Genomic DNA, 12918 nt, shown 5'->3' on the forward strand with positions numbered 1-12918 from the left:
ATCTTGAAAGGAAGACGAACATGAAAACGGTACTGATCACGGGCTGCTCCTCAGGTTACGGCAAGGCCACGGCAGCGCATTTCCTGGCGCTGGGTTGGAACGTCATCGCGACGATGCGCAAGCCCGACCCGGCGCTTCTGGGAGCGTCTTCGGAGCGGTTGCGCGTGGTCCGGCTCGACGTGACGAACGACGAGAGCATCGCGCATGCAGTAGACCAAGGCATCGCGGCCTTCGGCCAGATCGACGTGCTGGTCAACAACGCCGCATCGGCTTGTTCTCGGCCTTCGAGGTCACGCCCAAGGAAACCATCCGCGAGCTGTTCGAGACCAACACCTTCGGCGTAATGGCCATGAGCCAGGCCGTGATTCCCCACATGCGCGAGCGCGGCGAAGGCGCCATCGTCAACGTGACGTCCAGCGTCTGCTTCGCGGGGATGCCGCTGGTTGCACCCTATGCCGCCAGCAAGTTCGCGATCGAAGGGTTCACCGAAGCGCTGTTCTTCGAGCTGGAGTCCATCGGCGTGCACGTGCGGCTCGTCGAGCCGGGCTACGGCCCCGGTACCGCCTTCACGGCCAATGGCATGGACCGCATGGACGGGTTGATCTCGCCGCCGTACCAGGCCTATGCAGGACAACTCCTGGCGCAGTTCAAAGTCGCTGGCGCGGTGACGACGCCGAATCAGGTCGCGGCGGCCGTGTTCGCGGCCGCCACGGAAACGTCGGAAAAGCTGCGATTTCCGCGGGCCCCGACAGCACCCACCTGGCCGATGCGCGCTGGAACAGCACCGACGAGCAGTTCCTTGCGGGAATGCGGTCGATGCTGCGGATGAAGGCTTAGCCGCGCGTCATCGGCTCCGCCCCCTCAAAGGTCTTCGCTTCCCAGCAGCATCTCGTTGATGCCCTTGCCCACTTCCACCACGGGGAAGACGTTCTCCGTCGGATCGATCCGGAAATCGAGAAGCACGGTGCGGTCGCGCATGGCCCGGGCTTCCTGCAGTGCGGCTTCGATATCGGTCGGGCGTTCGACCAGCATGCCGACATGGCCGTAGGCTTCGGCGAGCTTCACGAAGTCCGGCAAAGCGTCGAGATAGCTGTGGCTGTACCGGCCCTCGTGGCTGATCTGCTGTTGCTGCCGGACCATCCCGAGATAGCGGTTGTTCAGAAGAACGATCTTGATCGGCGTGTCGTACTGCAGGCAGGTCGACAGTTCCTTGGTGCTCATCTGCACGGAGCCGTCGCCCACGATGCAAAAGACCTCGCTGTCGGGTCTTCCCATCTTCACGCCCATCGCGTAAGGGATCCCAACGCCCATGGTGCCAAGCCCACCTGAATTGATCCAGCGCCGCGGTTCCTCGAAGCGGAAGTACTGCGCGGCCCACATCTGATGCTGTCCGACATCCGACGCGATGTAGACATCGTCATCGCGGGTGATCCTGCAAAGCGTCTCTATGACGCGCTGCGGCTTGATGACGAACGTGTTGTCGCGATCGTAGTCAAGACAGCGTCGGGCGCGCCAGATCGCGATCGCCGACCACCACTCGGCCATGTCCTGCGCCGCGGGCCGAGCCGTTGAAGCATCGAGCAAGCAGAGGAGTTCCACGAGAACGGTCTTGACGTCGCCGACGATGGGAATGTCCACCTTCACGCGCTTGGCAATGCTCGAGGGATCGATGTCGATGTGAATGATCTGGCGCCTGCTCTGCGCGAAGTGCGCCACGTTGCCGATGACCCGGTCATCGAAGCGCGCCCCGATGGCCAGCAGCACGTCGCAGTCCTGCATGGCGTTGTTGGCCTCCCAGGTGCCGTGCATCCCCAGCATCCCCAGAAATTTGGGATCCGAGGCCGGGTATGCGCCCAGGCCCATGAGCGTGCTGGTGACCGGAAAGCCCAGCCGATCCACCAGCGTGCGCAGTTCATCGCAGGCGCCACTGAGAAGCACGCCTCCGCCGGTATAGATGTAGGGACGCCTGGCGCTCAGAAGCAGCTGCAGGGCCTTGCGGATCTGACCGCCGTGTCCTTGCATCGTGGGCTTGTACGACCGCATTTCCAGCGCCTGCGGATAGCCCGCATGGACGATCCTGCTGGCCGACACGTCCTTCGGGAAATCCACCACCACGGGGCCGGGACGGCCGCTGCGTGCGATGTGAAACGCCTTCTTCAGCGTCTGCGCGATGTCCCGTGGGTCCTTGATCAGGAAGTTGTGCTTCACGATCGGGCGAGTGATGCCGACCGTGTCGCACTCCTGAACGCGTCCTGCCCGATGGCGGGGTCGGCACCTGGCCGCTGATGACGACCATCGGAATCGAGTCCAGGTAGGCCGTCGCGATGCCGGTCACGGCATTGGTCAAGCCGGGGCCGGATGTGACGAGCGCCACGCCGACGTGGCCGGTGGCGCGCGCATAGCCGTCGGCCGCATGCACGGCCGATTGTTCGTGCCGGACCAGGACATGCTGGACCTGCTGCTGCTTGTGCAGGGCGTCGTACACATGAAGTACGGCGCCGCCGGGGTAGCCCCACAGGCAGGTGACACCTTCTGCCTGAAGGCATCGGATGAGGATTTCAGAGCCCGTGAGCTCTTCGCTGGATGCATCGAGTGAAACCGATGCGGCGGAGGTTGCGCCGGGCAATGCCGCGGCTGCCGGGGGATGCCCGGCGGGAGAGTTTTTCATGGTCTACCTTTGTGAATTTCTCTAACGAAATACCTCGGGTGCCCCTTCCCCCGACCCTTGTGAGGTGGTGTTGGGACCTTGGACCCAGCGGCCATGGACGCAATGCTTGCTGCGTCGGGCCGGGATCTGTTTGCCGTTGAAGTGCAGCGGCGATTATCTCCGCATCGGGTGCTACAGCCGCTGCAGGACGGCCGAGACGGCCTGTTCGGGAAATGCCCCCGTCCCGCGAAGCAGGTTGACGGTGAATACCGTCCGGCCCAGCTCCTGCCATGGAACATTGAGTGCAAAGGACAGATCGAGCGCTTCCAGTTTCCTGTAATCCGCGAAGGACGCGCGGAACTCGGCGCTGGTTTGCGACCTGAATGCCTGACCGCCAAAAATCACGCGATCGGCCCACGGGCTTCCCATCAGGCGCTTGATGCCCCCGCTGGGATAGTTCACCTCGTCGGTCGAGAAGTGGCGTCTGACCAGGTTCTCGTGCCAGTCCACTTCAAGCACCGTCAGCAGGTCGAAGTTCACGCGCAACGCCAGGCGCTTCGCGAACAGCGTCCAGTCCCGTTGAACCGTCACGCGTGGCTCGCAAGCGGAGTCGAGCCGGCGTCCGGTTCGCTGGTGGTTTTTCCCGACTCGCGCCGCGACGCTGGCGCCGCGAGAGCTTTCTGGTTGACGCTCTGGAACACGCCTTCCGGCTTGAGCTGCATGATCACGATCAGACTGACTGCGATGACCAGCTCACGCAACGAGGCGACCTGCACGGCCGTCAGTCCTGGAATGACTGCTGCGATGAAGCGCGTCGACTCCAGCAAGGCAACGACGGCAAGCGACCCTGCGAGTGCCCCCACCACGCGTGTGTACCCACCGGCGGTGGCCGCAAGGAAGATGTAGATCGTCAGCAGCGGAACGAATCCGTCGGGGGCGATGTAGCTGGTGAGATGGGCATAGATGCCTCCCGCCAGGCCCGACAGCGCGGCGCCGACGAAGAAGGTCTTGAGCTTGAGTTGCAGCACGGGCTTGCCCGCGACCGCGGCCACCTGCTCGTCGTCTCGCACGGCCCTGAGCGCGCGTCCATACGGCGACCTGAACAAGCGGACAAGGCCGAACGCCGCGGCCGCGACAATCGCCCAGACCAGCAGAAGGTAGAACCAGGGGTGGATGGCGCCAAGCTCCGCCTTCAGCGGCGACCGGATGCCCGAGAGCCCGTCGCTGCCGCCGGTGAGCCATTTCTCGTTGGTCGCGACAAGCCGGATGACTTCGGCAAAGCCCAGCGAGACGATCGCCAGGTAGTCGCCACGCAACGGCCGCGTCAGGTACGACAACACGACCCCCACCGCACCGGCCATCAGCGCCGCGCACATGAGCGAGATACCGATCGGAATGCCGGCGTTCGACAGCAGGGCGGAGGCGTACGCACCGACGGCGTAGAAGCCGACGAGGCCGAGATTCACCATGCCGCCCTGCCCCCAGATCGTGACCAGTCCGAGGGACAACAGAGCGTAGATGCCGGCCAGCGTGGCCATGAAGACAAGGTAAGAGGTCACTTGCGAACTCCCGATGCTCCGGCGAACAAGCCGCTTGGACGAATCAACAGCACCAGCAGGATCGCGGCGAAGGCCGTCGCCGACTGGTAGACGGGAGAAATGACCAGAAGCGAAACCTCGCTGACCATGCCGATCAAGAGCGCCCCCAGCACCGCCCCGGTGAGGCTCGTCAGCCCACCGAGCACGCTCGCCGAGAAGATGATCAGCAAGAGACGCGAACCTGTGGAAGGGTCCACGCTGGTGTCGATGGCCAGCAAGGCGCCGCCGATGCCGGCCAACCCCATGCCGATGAAGGTGGCCAGGTTCGACAGCCTTGTCGGGTCGATGCCCTTGAGACGGGCCAGGTCGGCGTTGTCCGCCACGGCCCGCATGGCCTTGCCCACGCGCGTCACGGTGAAGAACGCCGCCAGCACCACCGCGATCGCCAGAGCGATGCCGAGGTTGTGCACCTGCTGCGGCCCCACCCGGATGCCCGCGAACTGCACATCGCGTGCAATGGGCATCTCGAAGCTGTTCAGGTCGCTGCCGAAGCCGAAGCGCAGCGCGTTCTCCAGTGCAAGGTTCAATGCGATGGACACGATGGCCACCATCAGCGGTGTATGCGCCGAGATCTTGCGGCGCATGGGAACGAGCGCGAGACGGTCGCCCACCACCCCACCAGCCCGGCCAACGCGAACGCCGCCACCAGCACGGGAACAAGCGGCCAGTGCAGATGGGTGTTGACCAGCCAGCCTCCGTAGGCGCCCACCGTCATCTGCGCGGCAATGCTGAAGTTGATGAACCCGAGCACGCTGAAGATGAGCGTCAGGCCCAGGGCGGGAAGGGCGACGACCGCCCCCATCACCAGGCCGTTGACCAGGTGCTGAACAAGATCGGAGAACATCTGGATCCTTCGGTTCGGGTCAAGCGACCTTTGTCACGACGAGCTTGCCCTTCTGGATCTGCTCGTAGCGAAAGAAGACGCCCTTGACATCACCGTTGTCGGCGAAGTCGAGCGGCCCGCTGGCACCGTCGAAGTTGATGCGGCCGCCGGCACCCAGCAGCTTGAGCCCTTCGGCGGCACTGTCGACCACCTTGGCCTGCGTCGATTGGGAGATGCCGCGCAGGTGGTCCCGCACCGTGGTTCCGTTGGCCTCGGCCGTCGGCGCGCTGGCGAGCGCAAGAGCGACAAGCATCACGTGGTCGTAGACTTGGCAGGAATAGCTGTCGAGCGCCTCGAGCTTCATCCTGGCCACCAGGCGCTTGTAGGCACCTGCGGTCACCGACGCCGAAGGAACCAGCGAATACGCGCCTTCTGCGACCTCGGCGGGCACGGCCTCCACGAGCTTCTGGTTGATCCCGAACGAGAAGCCGATGCGCTTGCCGTCGTAGCCGGCACGGTAGAGGTCTTTCAATACCACCGAGGTGTCGGGAACGTAGCCGCCAAGCACGATCACATCCGGCCGGGTGCGCAACGCCTGGTCGACCTCGGAGCGATAGCTGGACTTCTTGTCTTCGTAGATCAGGCCGGCACCCGCGCCGCCGGCCCGTGTGAAGATCCCCGAGATGATGTCGATGTACGACTGCGCGAACGGCGTTTGCGGCCCCATGAAGAACATCTTCCTGCAGCCGAGTTCGATGCCGAGGTCACCCACCCGCGTGCCCTGCAGTGTCACCGTGGGCGAGGTCCGGAAGACATAGCCCTGGTGCGGCAGCTTCGTGATGCTGTCCGCGCCCGAGGAGGTGGCCAGGACCGTCTTGCTCTCCCAGCACAGCGGCGCGATGGCCGAAGTCACGGACGATGCATAGGACCCGCCGATAGCGACCACGCGATCGACGTCGATCAGCTTGCGCGCAGCGCGCACCGCGGCTTCCGGGTTGCTCTGATCGTCTTCGATGACGACTTCCAGACGGCGTCCGTTCACCCCTCCGGCCGCGTTGACCTCCTCCGCGGCGATCTGCGCGGCACGGCTCATGGTCGCACCGAACTGGCTGGTGGCGCCGGTCAGGGGGATCAGGATTCCGATCCTGATCGGCTCCTTGTTCTGCGCCCACAGCACGGGGTGCGCAACACCGAGGGCCACCGCGGCGCCGGTGGAAAGAAAAGATCTTCTGCTAGTCATGGCCATGCTCCAAGGAAGTTGAATCAGTGATGAATCGGTGCGCCGCCGAGGAACAGGTGACGGATCTCGTCATCCGCCAGCAGCTCGCTGGCCTTCGTGTCCCTGAGCTTTCTCCCGGCGACAAGCACGATCCCGCGCGTGCCGTACTCCAGAGCCAGCAGGGCGTTCTGCTCGACCATCAGAATCGCAAGGCCCTGGGCGGCCAGCTCGCGGATCAGGTCGAACACTTCGTCGGCCGCGGCCGGCGACAGCCCGGCCGTCGGTTCATCGAGCAGGAGCACGGTCGGCTGCGTCATCAGGGCAATCGCCATCGCCAACACCTGCCGCTGGCCTCCGGACAGGTTGCCGGCCTTGTGCTTCAGGCGCGGCTTGAGCAGCGGGAAGCGTTCGAGCTGCGCCTCGATTCGCGACCTGGCCTGCGCACGCACCAGGTAGCCTCCCATCTCGAGGTTCTCCCTGACCGTCAGGCTCTGGAAGACGTTGCGCTCCTGAGGCACGAAGCTCAGCCCCTGTGCACAGGCTTCCTGCGCGCTGCCCGACAGGAGATGACGGCCATCGATCTGCACATGGCCGGTCTTGGGCTTGAGCAACCCGGCGACGAGCTTCAGGAAGGTCGACTTGCCAGCCCCGTTGGGGCCGATGATCACGGCAAGGTCACGCGCCCGCACCTCGAGATCGATGCCCTTGACGATCTCGTCCGCACTGCCGTAGCCGCCGCGGATGTCGCGCACGTTCAGCGTCGTCATGTGCGGCTCCTTCCAAGATACGAGGACTGGACACGCGGGTCCGACGTGACCTGGTCGAAGCTGCCGTGCATCAGGTACTTGCCCTGCGCCATCACGACGACTTCTTCGCAGAGCCGTTGAATGAGCGCCATCTCGTGTTCGATCAGGAGGATCGCGATGCCTTCGGCCTTCACGATTTCGAGCTGATCCGCGATCTCGCCGACAAGCGTCGGATTGACTCCGGCCATGGGTTCGTCGAGCAGGATCATGTCGGGCTCGGCGAGCAGCGCGCGATCTCCAGCAGCTTCTTCTGGCCGCCCGAGAGCGCGGGCACGAGGTTGTCCAGCACGTGATCCAGACGGAGCCTTCGCGCCATGGCCCAGGCTTTTTCCCGAAGATCTTCCTCGCGTGCGCGGACCGCCGCGCCGCCGAGAAGACCGGCAAGAAAACCTTCTCCGCGCTGCCGCGGGCCATAGAGCATCAGGTGCTCGAAGACGGTCATCCGCGGACAGCCGCGCGCGAGCTGGAAGGTCCTGATCAGACCCGATCGCGAAATGCCCTCGGGCCGCAACCCGGTGATGTTCTTGCCCTTGAACGCGATTCGCCCCGACGCATGCGGCAGCAAACCCGTGATGGCATTGAAGAGCGTCGTCTTGCCGGCACCGTTGGGGCCGATCAAGCCGGTGGTCTTGCCGCGCGAGACATTGAAGGTCGCACCGTCCAGTGCATGGAGTCCGCCGAACGTGGCACGCACGTTCGAGATTTCAAGGAGTGCATCCATGTCAATGCGCCAGCGAGGTGCTCGCACGTACCGGCAGTTCATTCTTGACGAACTTCCCGTCCTTCAGGATGGCGGCGATTCCCTCGCCCTGCCCCGTCAGCACACCGATGTCGCGCAGCGGGTTGCCCCGCACGACCAGCAGATCGGCGATTGCGCCAGGCCGCACCACACCCAGCTTGCCGGCATGCTGCACGATCTCCGCGGCCACGGTCGTGGCGCTGCGCAGCGCCTCCAGATTCCCGACGATCTCTGCGCGCACGCGCAGCTCCTCGCTCTGGTGGCGATGCGACTCGCCCAGCAGGTCGCTGCCGTAGCCCATCTTCACGCCGTTGCGGTGAAGCAGCGCAACCGCCTGCCGGCCTGCCTGGCGCACATCGTCCACTTTGGCGATCGACTCCACAGGCAGCCCGAGCGAGGCGCCTTCGAGCGAAAGCATGTCGAAAGTGATCAGCGTCGGCACGACGAAGACGCCCTTCTCCTTCAGCAGCACGGCCGTCGCCTCGTCCACCAGATTGCCGTGCTCGATGGTTCGGACACCGGCTTCCACCGCACGCCGGATGGCGTGCGGTGTGTAGGCATGCGCCATCACGTAGGTCTGCCACGCGGTGGCCTCTTCGACGATGGCCCGCAGTTCGTCCATCGAGTAGCCGGTGTTTCCGATGGGATCGTTCGGCGAGGTCACGCCGCCGCTGGCCATCACCTTAATCTGGGTTGCCCCTTTGGTCAGCTCTTCCCGCGCGGCGCGGCGCACCTCGTCGACACCGTCCACGACGCGCCCGATGTTGCCGATGCGGAACGAACATGCGCAGGACTCGAGCTGGTCGCTGCGTGCACGGAAGTCGCCGTGCCCGCCGGTTTGCGAGAGTGCCTTGCCGGACGTGAAGAGCCGGGGCGATTCGATCAACCCGTCTCTGGCGGCCTGGCCCAGGGCCCAGTCGCCACCGCCCGCGTCGCGCACGCTGGTGAAGCCGCGCATCAGCATCCCCTTGAGGATCGGCAGCGACCGGATGATGCCCAAGGCGTTGGGCAGCCGTGCCGCGAGTCCCAGGTTGACCGAGGAAGCCGTGACATGGACATGGCAATCGATCAGACCGGGCATCAACGTCAGGCCATCGAGGTCGTAGACGGCTTCGGCCGCCCTCGGCCGGGCAAGCCGCGCCCCGACCTCCGCCACCTGGCCGTCGACAACGACGACGTCCATGCCATCGACCAGCTCACCCTGTTCGAGATCCAGGAGGTTCGCATTCCGCAGAACGAATATCGACATGAAAATTTCCGCCCAAAACACCTAATACGATAGGAGTCTAGGAGTCGTATACTCCTACGACAATAGGTGTCGAGCACCTAAGTGTTTTTTCCTAGGGAGTTTTCATCGATGCGCAATAAGGCACCCGACAAGAACGCGGCGATCGACTACCACCGCGCCTTTCAAGATGCGCCCGTCGGCCAGGCGCTGGGACGCGACCGGCTGATCGTTGCCTGCAACCGCGCCTTCGCCGCCATCTTTCGAGCGCAGGTCGACGACCTCATCGGTACGTCGTTCGAGCGGCTCTACCCCACGCAGACGCACTTCGAGCAGACGGGCGATCGCATCGCCCCGGTGCTCGCCAAGCACCGCACGTTCTCCGACGACCGGGTGATGCGCCGGCTCGACGGAGAACTCTTTTGGGTGCACGTGAGCGGGTTCACGTACACACCGGAAGATCCGCATCACGACACGCTCTGGGCTTTCACCGACCTGTCCACCGGACGCAAGGTGAACTCGGCGCTGCGCGGCTCCATGACGCCTCGCGAGCGCGATATCGCGGCCCTGCTGATCGAGGGAAAGACAGGCAGGAAGTGGCGCGGGCACTGAACATCAGCCCGCGCACGGTGGACATCTACAAGACACGCTTGCTGCGCAAGTACAGCGTGAGCAGCACGCCTGACCTGGTGAAGCGCCTGCTCGCCGGCTAGGCGTCAAGCCTGCTCGGCCAGATACAGCCGCACTCCGAACTGGAGACGGAAGCGCCCTTCGACGCAGTCCAGGTCCAGCTTGGTCAGTTCGCTCAGGCGCCCCAGGCGGTAGCGCAACGTGCTGATGTGCACGTCGAGGCGATCGGCGGCGCGCTGCAGGTTGAACCCCTCGTCCGTCAATGCGATGGCGGTATCGATCAAGGCTTGCCCGCGCCTGTCCGCTTCCAGCGCGCCGAACAGCCGCTGGATGAAGACCCGCCGCGCGGCCGCATCGCCGGCCAGCACGCGAGGGAACATCGCTTCATCGAAGAAGTGGACGCGCCCGGGCTTGGTGTGCGGCATGAGGTCGGCCATCTCCAGTCCCGCCGAATGCATGCCTGCGACACCCTGGTGAACCTCGCTCACGCCCATCGCGCAGTGGCCATGGGAGATGCTTGACCAGAGCCATTCGATGTCCACTTCGTGCGGCACGAGCGCATGGATCTGGTTGGCCGACAGGCTGATGAGCGGCTGCGCCCCCTTCTGGCGAAGCGCCCGCGCGACCTGCCCTGCGAGTTGCTCGCGACGCCCCAGGCCTTCGCTCGAAAGCGGGTTGGGCTCATCCAGCAGGATCGTCGCCAGGCGGTAGGACTGCTCAGGGTCCCAGCCGAGCAAACGGGCGCGCTCGATGACGCTCGGCGTTTCGTCAAAACGCCCTTCCAGCAACGCGGCGACAAGCGCATAGCCAAGGCGCGCCTCGTGGGCCGACAGCTCGCGCTGATGCGCGATCTGCAAGGCAGCCACGATGCTCGCCTGCTCCACGGCACGCAGATCGATCTCGCTGAGCGGCGGCACGCCTTCGGCCACCAGAACGTAGCCGAGGCCGCCATTGCGATTGCGTACCGCACAGCCCACCACACTCTGGGCTGTCGTTGCCAGTCGCGACGGGCGCGGATGCCAGCGGATGGCGCGCGTCTGCGCATCCATCGCCTTGATGCCGCCGCCCGCGGACAGCGCCTGGAAGATACCCGGCTCGAAAGCCGGCGACGCATGGCCGCCCTGCTCCACGATGTGGCCTGCCAGCAGACCGCCCTCGGTGGCGTGAATCTGCACCGAGCGCTCCAGAACCTGGCCGAGCACGCGTGCCACGTCCTGCAGGCTGTCGCCTGTTGCCGCGGCCTCGGTGAGCTGGCGGTGGATCTGCGCCGACTTCGCCAGGGCGCGGCTCTGGCGGTCCACGAGTTCACGATGCACGTATTGCGTGATCGAACTGAACGGCACCTCCCAGGGCAGCTCGATGAGCGGCAGGTGCGCCCGGTTCGCGGCGGCAATGGTTTCGGCCGCGAAATGCTCGACGAAGTTGGGAACCGCCAGCACCACGCCGCAAGCCCCCTTGGCCGCGAGCTTGCCGATCAGCACGGCGGCGTCCTTGTCGCCCTTCGGCCAGTTGTAGCCGGTGCTCAGAAGCAGATGGCCCGGCTCCACCCATTCCTCGATGTCCGGGTGATCCACCACCTGAACCCACGAAATGTCCCTTGCCAGGTGCGCCGAAGCCGCCACCACGGTCCCCACCTGAAGGGGGGATGTGCGAAAGGCTTCATCGAGTTGCATGGGTCAAATTCTACGAATCAACGGAGAACCTGGATATCGATTCCCATCTTTCCTTCATATCCGAAGACCGCCATCGCTCTTAAATTTGCCCCATGCCCTCATCGCACATCGAGAGTCTTTCTGTCTTGGTCGGCGCCGCGAATTGCCTGGTCGAGGAAGAAAGCACGCACCCCTTCACGACCGACTACCGCGGCGTGTTCCACGGAAAGGCGCTCGCCGTCGTGCGTCCGGCCGATACGGCCGAAGTCAGCCGCGTGGTCGCGTACTGCCACGCCCACGCCATTCCGGTCGTGCCTCAGGGCGGCAACACCTCGTTGCTCGGAGGTTCGGTCCCGGACGGGGCCGGCAAAAGCATCGTGCTCAGCCTGTCACGCATGAACCGCATCCGCTCGGTGGATGCCGTGAACGACACCATGGTCGTCGAGGCCGGCGTGACTTTGCATCAGGCGCGGATGAAGGCCGAGGAGGTGCGCAAGCTCTTCCCTTGCGCATCGGATCCGAAGGCAGCTGCCAGATCGGCGGAAACATCTCGACCAATGCAGGCGGTACAGCGGTCCTGCGATACGGCAACATGCGCGATCTCGTTCTCGGCATCGAGGCCGTGTTGCCCGACGGGAACGTCTGGCATGGGCTGCGCGCCCTGCGAAAAGACAACACCGGCTACGACCTGAAGCAGCTGTTCATCGGCGCCGAGGGCACGCTCGGCATCGTCACCGCCGCCGTCCTCAAGCTGATGCCCCAGCCGCGCTCCGTCTGCACCGCCTTCCTGGCGTTCGATACAACGGAGATCGCGCTTGGCTTCTTCATGGAATTGCGCAAGTGCATCGGTCAGGATGTGACTGCCTACGAACTGATTTCGCAGCCCGCGCTCGACCTGGTTCTGAACCATCTGCCCGATTCGCGAGCGCCTCTTTCCGTGTCCGCCGAGTGGTACGTGCTCGTCGAGATGGCCTCGGGTCGATCGCAAGAGGAACTCGAGAGCGATTTCTATGGCGCCGTGCAGGTCGGTCTGGAAAACGGCAGCGTCCGCGACGCGGCAGTGGCGGCAACGCAGGCGCACGCCGCCGATTTCTGGCGGATCCGGGAGGAAATATCGGATGCCCAGACGCGCGCAGGCGGAAGCGTTCGCTGCGACATCTCCGTGCCGCTTTCGAAGATGCCGGAGTTCATCGCACAAGCCTCGGCCGGCGTACTCGCCCTGGAGCCGCACACGCGCATGGTGGTCTACGGACACGTTGGCGACGGCAACGTGCATTTCAACCCGCTGCGACCCGCCTGCGAAACGGCCGCTCGATACCTGGCCCGCGCCAGCCGGCCGATCACGCACATCGTGGACGAGATCGCCATGGCCATGAACGGTTCGATCTCCGCCGAGCACGGCGTCGGCGCGGCCAAGCGGGACGAGTTGCTGAGCGTGAAGTCTCGCGTCGAGCTCGAGATGGCATGGCGCATCAAGCGCGCCTTCGATCCCGGCAACCTGTTCAACCCGGGGAAGTTCCTTCCTCGACTGGATGCCATGAAAGAGGCCGCGCCTTGACCGCCATCGGCCCCGGCACCG

The 12918-nt window shown here is 64.8% G+C and carries 10 protein-coding genes and 5 pseudogenes; 5 read left to right on the forward strand and 10 right to left on the reverse strand.

The annotated features are described in order from the left end of the window. Positions 1 to 20 precede the first annotated feature (20 nt). Positions 21 to 829: pseudogene (locus tag L3V85_RS00125) on the forward strand (SDR family oxidoreductase). A 32-nt stretch (positions 830 to 861) separates the two neighbouring features. Here L3V85_RS00125 and ilvB read toward each other — a convergent pair. Next, positions 862 to 2518 (reverse strand): annotated as a pseudogene (gene ilvB, locus L3V85_RS00130) (biosynthetic-type acetolactate synthase large subunit). Between ilvB and L3V85_RS00135 the strand changes: the two are divergent. Further along, positions 2447 to 2596, forward strand: coding sequence for a hypothetical protein (locus L3V85_RS00135; RefSeq protein ID WP_237680727.1), 150 nt, complete (start codon positions 2447 to 2449; stop codon positions 2594 to 2596). The pseudogene ilvB and the gene L3V85_RS00135 sit on opposite strands and share 72 nt — an antisense overlap. 243 nt (positions 2597 to 2839) lie before the next feature. Here L3V85_RS00135 and L3V85_RS00140 read toward each other — a convergent pair whose 3' ends face one another. The 8 genes and pseudogenes from L3V85_RS00140 to L3V85_RS00180 form a co-directional block, all read right to left on the reverse strand. Further along, complete coding sequence (locus tag L3V85_RS00140; RefSeq protein WP_237677477.1) at positions 2840 to 3238, reverse strand: hypothetical protein; 399 nt, start codon at positions 3236 to 3238, stop codon at positions 2840 to 2842. Beyond that, positions 3235 to 4185: a branched-chain amino acid ABC transporter permease gene (locus tag L3V85_RS00145; protein ID WP_237677478.1), complete on the reverse strand. Its 951-nt coding sequence runs from the start codon at positions 4183 to 4185 to the stop codon at positions 3235 to 3237. The genes L3V85_RS00140 and L3V85_RS00145 overlap by 4 nt, the downstream gene beginning before the upstream one ends. Before the next feature lie 17 nt (positions 4186 to 4202). Then, positions 4203 to 5089, reverse strand: a pseudogene (locus tag L3V85_RS00150) (branched-chain amino acid ABC transporter permease). Positions 5090 to 5108: 19 nt separating this feature from the next. After that, positions 5109 to 6308, reverse strand: a complete 1200-nt coding sequence (locus tag L3V85_RS00160; protein WP_237677481.1) for an ABC transporter substrate-binding protein — start codon at positions 6306 to 6308, stop codon at positions 5109 to 5111. Between the two features lie 23 nt (positions 6309 to 6331). Continuing rightward, the gene (locus tag L3V85_RS00165; protein ID WP_237677482.1) at positions 6332 to 7054 is read right to left on the reverse strand and encodes an ABC transporter ATP-binding protein; all 723 of its coding nucleotides are present in this window, start codon (positions 7052 to 7054) and stop codon (positions 6332 to 6334) included. Next, complete coding sequence (locus L3V85_RS00170; RefSeq protein ID WP_237677483.1) at positions 7051 to 7302, reverse strand: hypothetical protein; 252 nt, start codon at positions 7300 to 7302, stop codon at positions 7051 to 7053. Before L3V85_RS00170 ends, L3V85_RS00165 begins: the two co-directional genes overlap by 4 nt. Next, complete coding sequence (locus L3V85_RS00175) at positions 7299 to 7814, reverse strand: ABC transporter ATP-binding protein (protein WP_237677484.1); 516 nt, start codon at positions 7812 to 7814, stop codon at positions 7299 to 7301. Before L3V85_RS00175 ends, L3V85_RS00170 begins: the two co-directional genes overlap by 4 nt. A 1-nt stretch (position 7815) precedes the next feature. Next, positions 7816 to 9081, reverse strand: a complete 1266-nt coding sequence (locus tag L3V85_RS00180) for a metal-dependent hydrolase family protein (protein ID WP_237677485.1) — start codon at positions 9079 to 9081, stop codon at positions 7816 to 7818. Positions 9082 to 9189: 108 nt separating this feature from the next. Between L3V85_RS00180 and L3V85_RS00185 the strand changes: the two are divergent. Then, positions 9190 to 9770, forward strand: a pseudogene (locus tag L3V85_RS00185) (LuxR C-terminal-related transcriptional regulator). Between the two features lie 3 nt (positions 9771 to 9773). Here the strand turns inward: L3V85_RS00185 and L3V85_RS00195 are convergent. Then, entirely contained in the window at positions 9774 to 11360 is a 1587-nt protein-coding gene (locus tag L3V85_RS00195; protein WP_237677447.1) for a PucR family transcriptional regulator, read from the reverse strand. Positions 11361 to 11452: 92 nt separating this feature from the next. On the opposite strand from L3V85_RS00195, the pseudogene L3V85_RS37425 reads away from it, so the two are divergent. Beyond that, positions 11453 to 11928: pseudogene (locus L3V85_RS37425) on the forward strand (FAD-binding oxidoreductase); the annotation flags it as partial. A gap of 3 nt (positions 11929 to 11931) precedes the next feature. Next, positions 11932 to 12897, forward strand: coding sequence for an FAD-binding oxidoreductase (locus tag L3V85_RS00200; RefSeq protein WP_337250128.1), 966 nt, complete (start codon positions 11932 to 11934; stop codon positions 12895 to 12897). Positions 12898 to 12918 lie beyond the last annotated feature (21 nt).

The organism is Variovorax paradoxus (genome assembly GCF_022009635.1).
Classification (GTDB): Bacteria; Pseudomonadota; Gammaproteobacteria; order Burkholderiales; family Burkholderiaceae_C; genus Variovorax.